At 43.7% G+C, this 16,230-nt stretch carries 15 protein-coding genes; 11 read left to right on the top strand and 4 right to left on the bottom strand.

Annotated elements, in window-relative coordinates; all coding sequences use genetic code 11:
- Window positions 1–43 precede the first annotated feature (43 nt).
- Together B6N13_RS16600 and B6N13_RS16595 are read right to left on the bottom strand one after the other, a co-directional pair.
- Window positions 44–445: a GFA family protein gene (locus B6N13_RS16600; RefSeq protein WP_169460016.1), complete on the bottom strand. Its 402-nt coding sequence runs from the start codon at window positions 443–445 to the stop codon at window positions 44–46.
- 102 nt (window positions 446–547) lie between these two features.
- Complete coding sequence (locus tag B6N13_RS16595; RefSeq protein WP_012069702.1) at window positions 548–1,474, bottom strand: LysR family transcriptional regulator; 927 nt, start codon at window positions 1,472–1,474, stop codon at window positions 548–550.
- A 128-nt stretch (window positions 1,475–1,602) separates the two neighbouring features.
- Here B6N13_RS16595 and lysA point away from each other — a divergent pair, with 128 nt between their 5' ends.
- The 5 genes from lysA to B6N13_RS16570 all read left to right on the top strand — a co-directional run bounded on the left by lysA (window position 1,603) and on the right by B6N13_RS16570 (window position 7,700).
- Entirely contained in the window at window positions 1,603–2,850 is a 1,248-nt protein-coding gene (gene lysA, locus B6N13_RS16590; protein WP_348981553.1) for a diaminopimelate decarboxylase, read from the top strand.
- A gap of 127 nt (window positions 2,851–2,977) precedes the next feature.
- Entirely contained in the window at window positions 2,978–3,688 is a 711-nt protein-coding gene (locus B6N13_RS16585; protein WP_012069704.1) for a dienelactone hydrolase family protein, read from the top strand.
- Window positions 3,689–4,006: 318 nt separating this feature from the next.
- Window positions 4,007–5,149 carry an HlyD family efflux transporter periplasmic adaptor subunit gene (locus B6N13_RS16580; RefSeq protein ID WP_169460015.1) on the top strand — a complete coding sequence of 381 codons (1,143 nt, stop codon included), beginning with the start codon at window positions 4,007–4,009 and terminating at the stop codon, window positions 5,147–5,149.
- A gap of 2 nt (window positions 5,150–5,151) precedes the next feature.
- On the top strand, window positions 5,152–6,717 hold the full coding sequence (locus B6N13_RS16575) for an MFS transporter (RefSeq protein WP_169460014.1): 1,566 nt from the start codon (window positions 5,152–5,154) through the stop codon (window positions 6,715–6,717).
- A 35-nt stretch (window positions 6,718–6,752) separates the two neighbouring features.
- Entirely contained in the window at window positions 6,753–7,700 is a 948-nt protein-coding gene (locus tag B6N13_RS16570; RefSeq protein WP_169460013.1) for a LysR substrate-binding domain-containing protein, read from the top strand.
- 22 nt (window positions 7,701–7,722) lie between these two features.
- On the opposite strand, the gene ugpC is transcribed toward B6N13_RS16570, so the two are convergent.
- Together ugpC and B6N13_RS16560 are read right to left on the bottom strand one after the other, a co-directional pair.
- Window positions 7,723–8,826, bottom strand: coding sequence for a sn-glycerol-3-phosphate ABC transporter ATP-binding protein UgpC (gene ugpC / locus B6N13_RS16565; RefSeq protein ID WP_169460012.1), 1,104 nt, complete (start codon window positions 8,824–8,826; stop codon window positions 7,723–7,725).
- 16 nt (window positions 8,827–8,842) lie between these two features.
- A complete protein-coding gene (locus tag B6N13_RS16560) occupies window positions 8,843–9,625 on the bottom strand; it encodes an IclR family transcriptional regulator (protein WP_169460011.1) in 783 nt (260 codons plus the stop codon).
- 203 nt (window positions 9,626–9,828) lie between these two features.
- Between B6N13_RS16560 and B6N13_RS16555 the strand changes: the two genes are divergently transcribed.
- The 6 genes from B6N13_RS16555 to B6N13_RS16530 are packed head-to-tail and all read left to right on the top strand — an operon-like array spanning window position 9,829 to window position 16,230.
- The gene (locus B6N13_RS16555) at window positions 9,829–10,704 is read left to right on the top strand and encodes a sugar ABC transporter permease (protein WP_169460010.1); all 876 of its coding nucleotides are present in this window, start codon (window positions 9,829–9,831) and stop codon (window positions 10,702–10,704) included.
- On the top strand, window positions 10,704–11,555 hold the full coding sequence (locus tag B6N13_RS16550) for a carbohydrate ABC transporter permease (RefSeq protein ID WP_169460009.1): 852 nt from the start codon (window positions 10,704–10,706) through the stop codon (window positions 11,553–11,555). The genes B6N13_RS16555 and B6N13_RS16550 overlap by 1 nt, the downstream gene beginning before the upstream one ends.
- A gap of 4 nt (window positions 11,556–11,559) precedes the next feature.
- On the top strand, window positions 11,560–13,728 hold the full coding sequence (locus B6N13_RS16545; protein ID WP_169460008.1) for an alpha-galactosidase: 2,169 nt from the start codon (window positions 11,560–11,562) through the stop codon (window positions 13,726–13,728).
- Entirely contained in the window at window positions 13,721–14,680 is a 960-nt protein-coding gene (locus tag B6N13_RS16540) for a 2-dehydro-3-deoxygalactonokinase (RefSeq protein WP_169460007.1), read from the top strand. The genes B6N13_RS16545 and B6N13_RS16540 overlap by 8 nt, the downstream gene beginning before the upstream one ends.
- A 4-nt stretch (window positions 14,681–14,684) precedes the next feature.
- Window positions 14,685–15,320, top strand: coding sequence for a 2-dehydro-3-deoxy-6-phosphogalactonate aldolase (locus tag B6N13_RS16535; RefSeq protein ID WP_169460006.1), 636 nt, complete (start codon window positions 14,685–14,687; stop codon window positions 15,318–15,320).
- 40 nt (window positions 15,321–15,360) lie between these two features.
- Window positions 15,361–16,230: an SMP-30/gluconolactonase/LRE family protein gene (locus tag B6N13_RS16530; protein ID WP_169460005.1), complete on the top strand. Its 870-nt coding sequence runs from the start codon at window positions 15,361–15,363 to the stop codon at window positions 16,228–16,230.

Genomic DNA, 16,230 nt, shown 5'->3' with positions numbered 1-16,230 from the left:
AAGTCTGTATCGACTTGCCTTTTTTTGATGTCATACTGAGCAATTAAACAACAGGGCGTTCTTCGTATTGCGGGATATCATCGCAGATTTCATGCCATTCGGCTTTTGAACCAACAAAGATATGTGAAGACGGTTTGCCTTCTATTTTTGTGTCGAGTGTGCCAATGCGAAGGCGAAGCAGTTCTGGCATGTTTGGGCGTCGGCTATAAAGTGGTGACGCGCATTGCTTGCAAAAGACACGGAAAACACCAGGTGTAGATTCGTATTCAGCCAGTAGTTCTTTCCCTTTTAAAAGGGTAAAAGCGGTGGTTGGAATGGCCGCATTGGCGGCAAAGGCAGAACCATTAGCTTTGCGACATTTTTGGCAATGGCACTGCATTATGTCACCCAGATCGCCTTTTATTTCGTATTGAATGCCATTACATAAACAGCTTCCAGATAACATGCTCTTCTCCTAAATATCAGTGGGTTATAACTATGTTTAGCTGTAGTTTCAGGTTAAACCTTTTGTACTTAACAGACAACTTATGTCTATTAAAAGGCATTTTTACCTCGAATCGTGCGTGTATTGACTGATTTTAGTTTTTATTTCTTTTGCTTCTGCTTCCAGAGCCGTAATGAAATCGTCTAAGTGAGGATTAAAAGGGCGGTGCAGGGGCAAAAGTATATTGATGGTAAATGGGTAAGACACATTCAATGGCCGAATTTGCAGACCATGATCAATAAAGTCTAATGCTGTTAGTGGATTGATGATGGCAATTCCCGCGCCTTTACTTACTAGCTGACAGACAGACGCGGCAGTTGGTGTTTCTATCACGGTTTTACGATTGATACCAAGCCGATATAGTTCCTGATCCAGCTTTATTCGATAAGGATCAGTGGGTGATAAATTTATAAAAGCTTGTCCCTCAAAGTCACGGATATCAATGATGTCTTTTGCTAATAGTGGATGGTCATTTGGCAAAATGCACACCTCATCAACACTAAGTAAAGGCTTAAGTGTGGTACCGGAAGGCGTGTCGTTATTTTCGGTCAAACCAAGATCGTATTGCTGGTAGGATAAACTTTGCTCTAAAAATGGTGATTCTTGAACCGCAATAGAAACCCCAACCCTCTGGTGAATATCTAAAAATTTGAGACAAGCGCCTGGTAATAAAGACTGGGAAAAAGCTGGCAATGTTAGTACTGAGAGTCTTCCTATCTGATCTGTGCGTAAATCTTCAACGGTTGACCAAATTCGTTCTAAGCCAATATACGAACGTTTTACTTCTTCAAAAAGCGTGTAAGCGGCGTTACTGGGTTTGAGTCGGCCGCGCACTCGTTCGAATAGGCTGAACCCTAATACCTGTTCAAGTCTGGCCAATTCTCGGCTAATGGTTGGTTGTGAGGTATGCAACATATCGGCGGCGCTGGTTACGCTTTCTGCTGTCATCAAAGCATTGAATATTTCAATTTGTCGGAATGTTAGTTTCATAAGCCATATCAGAAATGAATAGAATTCGAATAAATAGATATTATTTGTATTTTTGGACGGACGCTATGATTGATTCATCTTAAATAACTTAAAAAATTGATTCGAGTAATCTATAGGAGCAAGGCTAAGTGACTATTTTTAATGCCAATACACTAGTAGAAATAACCCAGCAATTTGGTACGCCTGCATGGGTGTACGATGCGGCAACCATTCGTCATCAGATCAGACAGTTAAGGGATTTTGATGTCATCCGTTTCGCGCAAAAAGCCTGCTCAAATACACATATTTTACGATTGATGCGAGAAGAAGGTGTAATGGTTGATGCTGTGTCTGCTGGAGAAATTGAAAGAAGTTTAGTGGCGGGCTACAGCAACAGTGACAATCCTGACAGCATTGTTTTTACCGCAGATCTGATAGATCGTGAAACAATAGAATTGGTTATTCAGCACGACATTCCTGTCAATATTGGCTCTATGGATATGTTGCACCGAATTGCAGAAGTCGCTCCTCATCATTCAGTTTGGATTCGTGTGAATCCTGGATTTGGCCATGGGCATAGTGAAAAAACCAATACTGGTGGGCCAAATAGCAAGCATGGTATAACGCTTGAAGACTTGCCTCGCGCTGTTGCTTTAATTCAGCAATATGGCTTGGACTTAATTGGTATTCATATGCACATTGGTTCAGGCTCAGATTTCGAACACCTGTCACAAGCCTGCCAAGCTATGGTGGAAATAGTGAAGTTGGCTAATGTGGATATACGCGCTATCTCTACTGGAGGTGGTCTGCCTGTTCCTTATTTAAGTGATGATGAAGAATTGGATGCCAAGGCATTTTTTCGCTTATGGAATGATGCACGTAAAGAGATAGAAAGTCATTTAGGTCATAGTGTGAAATTAGAAGTAGAGCCGGGGCGCTATTTGGTCGGTAATGCTGGTGCTTTGTTGGCAGAAGTGCATTGTTTGAAATCAACAGCGGAGCATAATTTTGTTTTAGTTGATGCTGGTTTTAATGACCTAATAAGACCTAGCATGTATGGAAGTTATCATAAAATAGAGGTGGTTCATCAACACTCGAATCAGCAGGGTTTAGAGTCAATATCTAATGCTCTTGAATATGCAGTGGCAGGGCCTTTATGTGAATCTGGGGATGTCTTTACACAAAATGGCAATGGCGTGATTTGTCATCAGATATTAGATAACCCAAGGGTTGGGGATTTGTTGGTATTTAACGATGCTGGTGGATATGGCGCATCAATGTCTTCAAACTACAACAGCCGTCCGCTTGCTCCTGAGATTATGATTGATGAAGGTCAATTTCGTTTGATCAGGAAAAGACAAAAAATAAGTGACCTATTGGCGCTAGAAAACCTATGATTTTAGTAGGCCATACAGTCCCTAAATGATATTAAACAAGGAACTCAGGAAGCGTTCGATTGATTTCATTCTATTTTGCTGGTTACACTGGATAAACATTACTTATAAATTCTTTAAGGGGTTGCCAATGGACCAGTCATTTGAAGCAATATTTAAAGACAGAGTGAAACGTATGCATTACCAGGTGGATGGGCTAAGTTCAGACAAAAGCCATATTCAGGTGGTTATTTGGCCAACGTTTTCTGGATTGACAGATTTTGAAAAGGGTATTGCAGATCATATTGCATCACTAGGTTTTTCAGTAACAGCGCTTGATTTGTATGGTATAGATCAGAATCCAGTAGAGATGGAGCAGAAGCGTGCCAAAATGGGGGCCTTGGTCGCAGAGGCCGACCCATTGCACGAGTTACAAAATGAGCTAACACAATCAGCTTGTGATGCTATTCATGGTAAAACCATCGTGCATATTGGTTTTTGTCTAGGTGGTCGATTGGCTTTGGAAGCAGGTCTGCATCTTGAAAGCAGTGCTGGAGCGGTGAGTTTTCATGGCTTGATGAGTTTTTTCCGTGCTCAGTCAGAAGAAAAAGCCAACACAAAAGCCAAAATCATGGTTTTAAATGGCTATCAAGACCCACTGGTGATGGACGAGGATGCTCAAGAAGCTAAACACTATTGGGCTGGGTTGGGAATGGATTTTCAATTTGTTGACTTCAGTAACACTATGCACTCATTTATGTTACCAAGTGCTGATAATCCAGATCATGGAAGTCAATATAATCCACTAACTGCACAGCGTGCTTATAGTTATTTGGAAAACTTCTTGAACGAATTTATTTGAGTTAACCAATAAACGTGCAAGTGGATACTAGTTCACTTGCGTTTTCTTTGTCTCTACGCGCTTTGTCTTTCTGTCCTTTCAAAAATATTTCTTCTAAAAATAATAAAAATTTATATTTGCAACAGCTATCAATCGCTGAAAATCCACTCTTTTCACAATATTAAGGTAAGAAATGAGGAAAGGTTTGCTGTTTATAATTGTTCTATATTTAGGATGATTGATCCTGTTTTTTGCCGTTGTTCTTGCTCTGTCATCGCCTTATCCTAGCCTCATTGACCCCTTCATTAAATGATTCTGTAGAGTAAAAGGCACCAATATATGTCAGAGTTAGACCTCAACTCACTAAAGAAAAAGCGCACCGTTTTTGTGTTAATTTTAAGCGCCATTGTCGCTTGTATTGCAATTTATATTTGGTGGGCAAATATAGGACGATATTACGAAAAAACAGAAGATGCTTATGTCTCAGGGAATGTGATTAATGTGATGTCTCAGATATCAGGCACAGTGACTGATATTATGGTTGATAACACCAGCTCCGTGCACGAGTCGGACTTATTAGTACAGGTGAATCCTGTTGATGCCAAGTTGGCATTAGAGCAAGCTGAGGCGAATCTCGCGAGTACTATTCGTGCTGTTCGTAATGATTTTGCGGGTTTAGAGCAGCAAAAAGCCAGTGTTGAACTGGCACGCATTGCGCTAGAAAAAGCACAGCAGGATTATAAGCGTCGTGTAAATTTGAAAAAAAATAACCTTATATCGAATGAAGATCTGAGCCATTTTGAAAGCACTTTAACCAGTGCGCAAGCCTCTTTTAATGTCGCCCAAAAATCTTATGAAGCCAGTAAAACCAAAGTCGATAACACCACGGTGTTAACTCATCCAGATGTTTTAAAGGCCATATCTGCTTTAAAGACCGCTTGGTTAGCACTTAACCGTACCCAAATTTTGTCCCCAGCTGATGGTTATATCGCTCAACGTAGTGTGCAGGTCGGTCAGCATGTCTCAGCAGGCAACGCCTTGATGTCAGTTATATCCTTAAAAAATGTTTGGGTGACCGCAAACTTTAAAGAAACCCAGTTAGGTAACTTGCGAGCAGGGCAGGCGGTCACATTAACGTCCGATGTCTATGGTTCCAATGTCATTTACAAAGGCACCGTCAAAGGTATAGAGCCAGGAACAGGCAGCGCGTTTTCATTATTGCCTGCGTCTAATGCCACTGGTAACTGGATTAAAGTAGTGCAACGAGTGCCCGTGCGAATCGTCTTAGATCCAGAGACATTGGCCGCACACCCTTTACGACCAGGTCTTTCTATGAGTGTGGCGGTCGATACTCATAATGCTGGAGAGTCAACACTGACGCCGCTGGCCGATACTAAAGCGCCGTGGCGAACTAAGGTGTTCGATCATAATGATGCAAAAGTGGATGTGATTATTCAGAAAATTATCAAAGAAAGTATGTAGATATGATTAGACGAATCACACAACACAAACTTGTGCCTGCGCCTTCTCATGAATGGCTAATGTTGGCGACTATTTTCTTACTGATGCTGCTGAACTTTATGCAGACTGGCATGGTCGTGTTCTCGGCGGCGCCACTAATGGGCGAGCTTGGTGTTTCTCCTCAGGAATACAGTTTAGTTACAGCGGCTTATGCTTGTGTGGCTGTCGTCACCATTTCTAAGCAACGATGGCTTGTTGAGCGCATAGGATGGAAATATTACATGCTTGGGTCAATCTTTATATTTTGTATTGGTTGTCTTGTTGGTTATAACTGTTCTACGTTTAATGGCTTTTTAACCGCGTATGTAATCATGGGATTTGGCGGCGCTTCTTTTATGACGGGAGCGCGCTTGATTATTAATTTGTTCCCACCCAGTCCACTGCGTTTGAGTGGGATAAAAGCCTATGCTTATGGGCTTACCATTGGCATGGCTGTATCGCCTTTTTTAGCGGCGCATTTGTTTCTTGACAGTTCTTGGCATGGACTGTTCCTTGTTCTGATGTTTGTGTCCTTGTTGGCCGCTATTTCTGGTGCTTTTTGTTTGCCGGGAATACCGCCTGAAAATGAAACTCGTAGTCAAAGTCATCCATTCATTTTAATGGCGTTAGCGGCTGGCTCATTCTTGATGCTGTATGGTTTTCAACACGTTAAATACGACTTTTTTAGTAACACAATGCTGGTTAGCGTTTTTATATTGCTCGGGCTCACCAGTTTGTATTATTTTTTGCGCAGTATGGTTCGTCATCATGAAAATAGTCCGCTCTTGTCTATGAAATCCATTTTCGGTAGTCCGCTTTATCGAAGAGGCGTGCTGTTGTTTTTCGTATGCTATTTAATCATGGGCTCCAATAACTATTTAATTCCACAAATTTTGTCTAATGGTTTGGGAATCGGTTGGGGAACGATTGGGAACTGGTATGCGCTTGGGCAAGGCTTTGCTGTTGTCTCTCTTTTCTTGGTAATGCTGGTACTTCCCAAAAAACCTCACGGGAAAAAGTTCTATGTGGTCGGCTTTCTTTCTTTGGCTTTGTATGGGTTTTTGATGACTAGGTTGACGCCAAATGCCAGTCTGCAAAGTTATATCGTTCCGTCTTTATGCGCGTTTATGTTTTTTACTGTATTAGTGCAGGGGACGGTGGCATCCAAAGCGTTCACCGAGCTTCAGCATGACGAGACTATGTTTTCTCATGCCCAGCAGGTCAAAAACATGTTGTCACAAATGAGTATGGCGTTAGGGATTTCATTGGCGACTATTGGTTTACAATGGCGTAGTACGGTGCACTACAGTATTTTAAATCAGCATGTGGCCAGTAATGACCCTATTTTTATGGCTACTCTCAAACAGGTGGCCAATGCTTATGGTCCGCAAGTTAGTTCGAGCTTTGCGAATAATGCAGCGATGGGGTGGATTTCGCAGCATGTTAAGCAAAACGCGGTGTTGTTATCTGGAATTGATTATTTCTTTCTGCTGATGGTGGTGGGCTTAATCGGTGCGATTGTGATGGCTAAGCAAAAGCGTTTAAACTAAATCTTTCTCGCTTTTACTGGATTGTTAACTGAGCTATGGACTTTAACGATATCTACTATTTTTATCTGACCGCTGAACATGGCGGTTACACGGCTGCCGAGCGAGTGTCAGGTATTACCAAATCTCTGTTGAGTCGACGAGTTGCTCAATTGGAAGAGCGCTTAGGTATTCAATTGATACACCGTAATAGTCGACAATTTTCTCTAACGGATGCCGGTGTGCAATTGTATGAAGGCGCCATTAATATGGTGGCTGAAGGGCAGTCTGCATACGAGTCTGTGGCTTTATTGCAATCGGTTCCTTCCGGTGTCGTGCGTGTCAGTTGTCCTGTGCTATTAGCTCAGCACCATTTCACATTTTTTCTGCCAGAGTTTATGAAAAGTTTCCCTCAGGTCTCTGTTCATTTGGATGTGACCGATAGGGAGGTTCAAATTCTAGAAGAGCGAGTGGATATTGTGTTGCGTACTCGTGGCGATTTAGCCCAAGAGGCGGGTATCGTTTCAAAAAAATTGGCAACGAGCAAAATGATTTTGGTGGCAAGTCCTGATTTTATTAAAGAATATGGAATGCCAACACACCCAAGCCAACTAACCAAAATGCCGACTTTGACAGAAATGGCAGGCAGGCAAGATGGTACACTTTATCAATGGGAGCTACTTGGTCCTGATGGTGCCGTGTGTTCGGTGCCGCATCATCCTAGGTTAGTGTGTTTAAATCGCTGGCTGCAACTGAAGTCGGCTGTTCAAGGTGTTGGAGTGGGGCTGATACCAGAAATAGTAGCCAGTGACGATCTAGCGAAAGGAAACTTATTACACGTTTTACCTAGTTGGACGACCAATGTCAGTATTGTCCAAGCCGTTTATTCGTATCGAAAAAGTATGACTCCCGCGGTGCGCGTTTTCTTGGACAGCTTGCTGCATTATTTTGCACAGGACGTAAATGTAAATCGCGAGATTCAAACGAAACAGCTTACATCCATATAAGCTGTTTCGTTCTTGGCTCTATTTAACGGGCAGGTACGGGGCGACTTATCAAGGCTTCCTCGTTGCCATTAAATAAATAGCAATCTTCTTTTTTGATGCCAACGGTAACCTTTTCGCCATTACGGGTTAGATTTGCGCCACTGACTTCTATCGTTAACTTGCTGCCTTGGAATTGGCCATAAAGGTAGGTGAGGCCACCAAGGTGTTCCGCTACGTCAATCTCTAGATCAATCGTTAGGTCAGCATCTTCTGTGTTTTCTTTGATGTGTTCTGGTCGAATGCCGAGTTTGACTGTCTCGTTTACGGATACTTTGGTGCCATCGACTTCTAGTTCAATACGTTGACCATATACATCGATAACGGCCAGATCTTTATTATCAATACTGATAACTTTGCCTTCCAAGAAGTTCATTTTGGGTGAGCCGATGAAACCAGCGACAAATTCGTTAGCTGGGTTGTGATAGAGCTCTAGTGGTGAACCAACTTGTTCAACATTGCCAGCCCGTAATACCACGATTTTATCGGCCAAGGTCATGGCTTCTACCTGATCATGTGTTACATAAATCATGGTGGCTTTTAAACGATTATGCAGCTGTGCAATTTGAATACGCATGTCGACACGCAGTTCGGCATCTAAGTTAGAAAGGGGTTCATCAAATAGGAATACTTCTGGCTGACGTACGATGGCACGTCCAATCGCCACACGCTGACGCTGGCCGCCTGAGAGTTGTTTAGGTTTGCGGTCCAGCAATTCATTCAATTGAAGAATATTCGCCGCATTGCTGACTTGCGCTTTGATCTTCTCTGGATCAACCCCGTTCATGCGTAAGCCAAAACTCATATTCTCTTCCACCGTCATATGTGGGTACAGCGCATAGGATTGAAATACCATAGCGACTCCGCGGTCAGCGGGGGCTACGTCGTTCATGTTAGTGCCATTGATTTCTAGCTTACCATCTGTGATTTCTTCTAGACCGGCAATTAAGCGTAGTAGGGTGGATTTGCCGCAACCAGAAGGACCTACAAAGACCACAAATTCACCGTCTTGAAGATCTAAATTGACGCCATGAATTGTCTCAATGTCATGAAACCGTTTGATGACGTTTGTTAGTTTTATCGTCGCCATAATGGACTTTCCTATGCTAGTTAGAGGCCATGGCCCCCATTCGAGTGGATATTTTCTGACAGGCATCTTTGACCAATGCTTGAAAGTGTTGGAAGCGCGCCTCGTCTACGCGAAACTTAGGTGCGGTAATACTGAGCGCGGCAATAGGTTCATTTCGGTGGTTTAGTATCACAGAAGCGGCACATTGAATGCCTTCTTCATGCTCTTCTAAATCCAGTGAGATTTTGCTGTCACGAATTATTTTAAGATTGTCCCTTAACATGTCTTCGTTAATCAGTGTGGTGTCTGTGTGCTGGATAAAGCGTTGTTCTTTAATGGCGGCCGCCAGCTGATCTTCACTGAGAAAGGCCATCATGGCTTTTCCCACGCCAGTGCAATAAGCGGGGCCTTTTTTGCCCACGGCTGAAAACAAACGCAAACTTTTTTGGCTTTCGAGTTTATCGATGTAAATCACATCACCGCGATCAAGAACGGCAAGATGGATGGTTTCGCCGGTTTCATCCCATAACCGTTTCATTTGATCGGCGGCAATATCACGCACATCGATTTTTGACCAAGCTTGGTGAGCAAGTTCCAGTAAACCATATCCAGGGTGATACAGCTGAGTGGCTTCATCGAAACGAACCAAACCTTTGTCTGTTAACGAGTTCAGGGTGCGATGCGCTGTGGCTTTCGGCAAGTCTGTCTTTTCAACCAATTCTGCAAAGCGTAATGGCACAGGTGTCATGCAAACTTCTTGCAGCAGGCTAAGTGCTTTGTCTAATGATGAGCCTCCGCTTTTGGAATCTTGCTCGGCCATTATTCCTTTTCCTTAATCTCGGTTTTTATAATTTTTTAAGGTTGATTTTGCCCCCAAAAAGTAGGGCTGAAAAATGTTCTAATTTGAGTATTGCAAAAAATGGAACTTTATTCCATTATTTTGTTGGGCGAGTTATCAGGCCATAAACTTAGATAACAAGTAGAGCAATTTATAAACTAATAAAAATAAGAGGTAAGTGCGCCATGCAAAAGTTGCATAGCAAGCAACAGCAATGGATGCCGGTTTTGTTCTTAGCGCCAGCAGTCATTTTGTTTGTGGTCTACGTTATCTTTCCTATTCTGCAAAGTATCTGGCTGAGCTTTTATGAATGGGATGGGATTGGTGAAAAAACCTTCGTAGGCTTTAGTAATTATGTCGAACTCTTTGATGATTATCAGTTTTGGGTAGCGTTAAAAAACAATCTGTATTGGATGGTTTTCTTTATGCTGGCCCCGCCCATTGGACTGGGAATTGCACTGTTTCTTAATCAAAAAATCATGGGCATACGTTTAGTTAAATCCATGTTTTTCTTTCCTTTCGTTATTTCTCAAGTTGTTGTTGGCTTGGTTTTCTCTTGGTTTTATGACCCGTCTTTTGGTCTCTTCAATAAGGCCATAGGTTTATTTGGAATGGAACCGGTGGCGGTTTTATCTGATGAAAACTGGGTGACCTTTGGGATTATTGTGGCGGGCCTTTGGCCGCAAATTGCCTACTGCATGATCTTGTACCTGACAGGCTTGAATAATCTCAATCCAGATCAAATCGAAGCGGCTCGCTTAGACGGTGCTCACGGCTGGAAGATGTTACGCCATGTCATTTTGCCTCAATTACGCCCAGCCACTTTTATCGCCATCGTGGTAACCGTGATTGGTGCGTTACGAAGTTTCGACCTGGTTGCCACCATGACCAGTGGTGGGCCATTTGGGACTTCTAGTGTTCTAGCTTACTTCATGTATGAACAATCCATCTTTAACTATCGTGCTGGATACGGTGCAGCGATTGCGACTGTATTGTTCTTGATAATGGATATTTATATCGCCTATTTCTTATGGCGTATGCTGAAGAGTGAGAAAGCCTAATGTTTCCAACTCCTATAGAAAAAAGATCGTTACCTTTTAATTTAAGCTACCGCGTGGCTGTTTGGATCGCTTTGTTACTTTGGTTATTGCCTTTGATTGCCGTCATGATGACATCTGCTCGTTCAATGGCAGATATTAATGGCGGTAATTATTGGGGAATTCCGACTGAGTGGATGTTGTTCGAAAACTACGCCATGGTGTTTACGCAAACGCCCATGCTGCGCTATCTAATCAATTCCCTTGTTATTACCTTGCCTGCGGTATTTGGCGCGGTTGCCTTATCGACGTTGGCCGGTTACGCCTTAGCTAAGTTTAAATTTCGTGGCAATGTGGCGCTTTTTGCCGCTTTCATAGCAGGTAATTTTGTACCTTTTCAAATCCTGATGATTCCAGTGCGCGATCTCACTATTAGTATGGGGCTGTATGACACGGCGTCTGGTTTGATTCTTTTCCATATCGCTTTTCAAACAGGATTTTGTACCTTGTTTATGCGCAACTTTATCGTCGGTTTACCCGATGAATTAATTGAAGCGGCGCGGGTGGAAGGGGTGAGCGAATGGCAAATATTTTGGCATGTGGTTTTACCATTAGTTCGTCCCGCTTTGGCCGCCTTGTCTGTGCTGATTTTTACTTTTATTTGGAATGATTACTTCTGGGCGCTGGTGCTGGTGCAGAGTGATGAAGTGCGCCCGATCACAGCAGGGATTAGTGCTCTAAAAGGTCAGTGGATGGCGTCTTGGCAACTTATTGCTGCGGGTTCAATTGTCGCCGCATTACCACCTGTCATCTTGTGCTTCGCCATGCAGCGTCACTTTATTGCTGGCTTAACCTTGGGTGCGACGAAGGGATAAGACGATGAAAAATGGATTGAACATAGGGTTTTATAGACAAGACTCAAAAGACCAAAGCAAGACCTTGGTGATTGCTTGCCCAAAACAAGGCTCGCCAGAGTTGCTCTACTTTGGTGATGCACTACCAGCGCAGACGGATTTAAGTGCGGTGTATATGTCGCAACAAGCCGCCATTCCACAAGCCATGATGGACAAGCCTGTTCCTATGTCTTTACTTCCTGAAGCAGGGCGCGGTTGGCTGCAAACGCCAGCCGTGGAGGCCAGTGCAGAAGATCGCCCAACTTGGGCTGCCTGTTGGAGCTTGCTTTATGTGGAAGCGCTAGAAAGCGGCTTTAAGATTCGCTTGGAAGATAAAGTGGCTCAATTGTCGGTGTCGCTGACGATTGGTTTATTACCATCTGGCGTCTTACGCCAACAACTGACCTTAACTAACCAAGGACAGGGTGATGTAATGGTGCAGCGCTTGGCCTGTACCTTGCCTGTTGCTGCGAGTTTTACTGAGCGAATGGGTTTTTATGGTCGTTGGTGCCAAGAGTTTCAACAAGAGCGCAGTGATTGGCATGCCACCTGGTTGCAAGAAAACCGCAACGGCCGTAATTCTCAGGCCAACTTTCCTGCGGTGATTGTCGGTGAACAAGGCTTTGGTGAACAACAAGGCGAGCTTGTCGGCGCGCATTTTGCGTGGAGCGGTAATCACAGATTAAAAGCCGATTACACCGCGGAAGGTCATCGTTATTTACAAGCGGAAGTCTTGTATTTATCTGGTGAAATTATCCTCGCTGCCAATGAGTCTATTTCGACGCCTGAATTTTTGGCGGCACACAGTAGCACTGGGCTAAATGCCATGAGCCAGCAGTTCCATCAAGAAGCACGAGCTCGTTTGCAATTATCTAAGCCTCGTCCAGTGCATTTGAATACGTGGGAAGCTTTTTATTTCGATCATGATATGACCAAACTAAAAGCGCTGGCTAAAGCCGCCGCTGACGTTGGGGTTGAACGTTATATTTTGGACGATGGATGGTTTCGCGGTCGCAACAATGACAAAGCCGCGTTAGGGGATTGGTTTGTTGATGAAAGCAAATATCCAGATGGATTAATGCCTTTGATCAGCTATGTCAAAGAGGAACTGGGTATGGAGTTTGGTTTGTGGTTTGAACCTGAAATGGTTAACCCAGATTCCGATTTATTCCGTGCTCATCCTGATTGGGCTTTACAACTTCCCCAATACGAACCCGCTCTCGCGCGTAATCAATTGGTTCTGAATTTAGCGAAGTCGGAAGCCTATCAATATATCCGCGAGCGTTTATTTTCACTCTTCACAGAATATCCCATCGATTATGTGAAATGGGATATGAATCGAGATTATTCTCAGCCAAGTGGTGATATTGCACCGCAAGCTCATGCTCAAGTTGAAGCTTTGTATCGATTGTTGAGCGAGCTCAATCAAGCGTTTCCTGCTATGGAAATTGAAAGTTGTTCGTCTGGTGGTGCGCGAGTGGATTTTGGTATTTTGAATTTCACTAAACGTTTTTGGGCATCTGACTGTAATGATGCGTTAGAGCGTCAAACTATCCAACGTGGCTTTAGCTACTTCTTACCGCCTGAAGTGATGGGTTCTCACATTGGTCCTGATAAGAGCCACACTACAAGCCGTATTCATGACGTAGCATTCCGAGCAGGCACAGCCATGCTTAGTCATTTAGGTATTGAATGGAATTTGTTAGACGCCAATGACGAGCAAAAAGCGACGATTTCGAACTGGTTGTCTCATTACAAGCGTCATAGAGCACTGTTGCATGAAGGTAAGAATTGGCGTTTGCCAAGCGCTGACGGTCGGGCACAAACCCAGTGGGCATTGAGTCAAGACCGACTACAAGGTTTGGCCGTTTATAGTCAATTGGCTATGCCAAAGCAGGCGCAAACTCTACCTGTTCGCCTACCTAACTTATTACCAGATCAGCTCTATCGAGTGAACGTTTTGGAGCATAGCCCATTGCCAGGCCATTTAATGAAAGCCTTACCTGAATGGTGGAAAAAAGACCTTATTTTAAACGGTGCGAGTTTGAGTCAGGTTGGACTCAGATTACCTATATTTGACCCTGAATCTCTAGTATTGCTAGCGATTCAAGCCGAGCCTGAATCGGAAAATTGCGATGGAGAATATAATGAATGATAGGCGTTCCCGCTTTATTGCCGTTGATTGGGGAACCACCAATTTACGTGTCTTTTTGATGAATCATGATGGTTGTATTCAAGCCCAGCGCGACAGTGACCGAGGTATGTTAAAGCTCGGTTCTGCTGAATTTGAAAGTGTCTTATCTGATTTGTTGGGAGATTGGCTCACACCAGATCTACCTATTTATATGGCTGGAATGGTTGGCAGTCGTGGTGGTTGGCAAGAAGTACCTTACCAACAATGTCCTATCAAGTTAGACGATTTGTCTGAGCATCTTTTTTGGCTGAGCACGTCGTTACCAAATAAGGTGGCGATTGTGCCGGGCTTACGAGGTACGAGTGTCGGAGGTTTGCTTGATGTTATGCGTGGCGAAGAAACGCAATTATTGGGTGCGCTTGATTGGTTAGAAGAGCAAGGTCGTGCCGATGAATCCCCCGTATTTTGCTTGCCGGGAACCCACTGTAAATGGGCGCAAATCACTGAAGGCAAGGTGACGCGGTTTTCTACTTCAATTACAGGCGAGCTTTTTGCGCGTTTGAATGATGAATCTAGTTTGGTAAAAGGCTTACCTAAGTCGGATCTGCTGAATGAAGCGGCCTTTAAAAAAGGCGTTTTGGCGAGCCAGCAAGCGGGCGGTATTTTGCATCATTTATTCAGTGCTCGTAGTCGTTTTGTGGGTGGTGAGTTAGCTGCAGAAGAAGTGCGAGATTACTTGTCTGGCGTGGTGATTGGTCATGATGTGAATGACATTTTGTCATCTATCGATACGCCAACAGCCCCAGTATTTATTATAGGTAGTGAAACGCTTAGTGCTCGTTATGCTCTGGCTTTGTCTTCGCGAGATCTTACTTCTGAATTTTTAGCAGCTAGCGAAGCCAGTATTCGTGGTTTAAAGCGCTTGGCGAATCGTCAGGTTAGGTCGGAAAACAATTCGACAATAGGAGCGTAATAACATGAAACATTCTTTTAATGCATTGATGCAAGAGTTTCCGATGGTTGCCATTCTTCGTGGTATTAAACCTGATGAAGTAATTGAGCATGCTCAAGTGTTAATTGCTGCGGGCTTTCGCTTACTCGAAGTGCCGCTTAATTCGCCTGATGCTTTTACTAGTATTCGTTCTCTTCAGGATAAGTTTGGAGAGCAAGTATTGATTGGCGCTGGTACGGTTTTGACCATGACGCAATTGACCGAATTGGTTGCCACAGGCGCAAAATTAATGGTTTGCCCACATACGGATGTCGAGCTGATTAAAGCTGCCAAAGTAGCTGGTTTATACGCTATGCCAGGTTTTTTTACCGCTAGTGAAGCGTTTGCAGCATTACACGCTGGTGCAGATGCGGTGAAACTGTTTCCTGCTGAAGCTTTGCCTACGATCAATGTGGTTAAAGCCTTGGGTGCGGTGATTCCCGCTGAGACTTGGCTGTGTCCTGTTGGTGGTGTGACGCCAAATAATGTCGCTGATTATTTGAATGTTGGTGCTCGTGGCTTTGGTTTAGGTTCGGCTTTATATAAAAAAGGCCAATCTGTAGAAACGACGAAAGCGAATGCTGAAGCCTTTATGACGGCTTGGAAGACCTATCAAAAATAGCTCTCTGTAAATAGACAAGACAAGTTGGAGAATAAAAACAATGAAACAAATTAGTACGCAACGTCACCAATTAGCCGAAGGGCCATTTTGGAGTCAACAAGAACAAGCTTTGTACTGGGTAGATATTCCAGCTTGCCAAGTATGGTGTTGGCATCAGGCATCTAATGAATACCAACATTGGACTTTGCCCAAAAAAGTATCCGCGGTATTCACTACTCAAAGCGATCGTTTATTAGTGGCTTTGGCAGACTCTGTCGCCTATCTGGATAAAGCAACAGGTGAATTAGAGCACTTGTGTGATTTGGACACCGATATTCCTGGTAATCGTAGTAACGATGCTAAATGTGATCCAAACGGTGTGTTGTGGCTTGGCACTATGGATGATGCAGAAGAGAAAGCGTCGGGTCGGTTATGGAAGATTACGCCGGAAGGCAAAAAGACATTGATGCTGGAAAGGGTTGGTATTTCCAATACTTTGGCATGGGACGAGTCTCGTGGCCGCTTTTATTTTGGCGATTCCATGACAAGAAAAGTGCATATTTTTCCGTACCCAGAATTTTATGACATCCGTAGCCAAAAACCATTTTTTGAGGTGAAAGAAGGCATCGGAGCCGATGGCTCTTGTATTGATTCGGAAGGCTGTATTTGGAACGCCAATTGGGATGGGGCTCGTGTTGTGCGATACAACCCTGAAGGCGAAGTGCTGCAGACAATTGAATTACCTTTTTCTAAGCCAACAAGCTGCGTGTTTGGTGGCCCTGATGGCAACACTCTATTTATTACATCCGCCAGCGTGGCGACCAGTGAAGACGACTTGGCTAAGCAGCCGCTTGCAGGTCACGTCGTTGCGATCGATTTAGCAACAATAAATATTACTGGCGCGCCAAGCCAGTCATTTGCAGGAGCTTAA

Origin of the sequence: Marinomonas sp. UCMA 3892, assembly GCF_012726345.1 — a bacterium.
Classification (GTDB): Bacteria; Pseudomonadota; Gammaproteobacteria; order Pseudomonadales; family Marinomonadaceae; genus Marinomonas.
The sequence above is the reverse complement of the archived record's forward strand: the minus strand, read 5'-3'. Positions and strand labels throughout refer to the sequence as shown.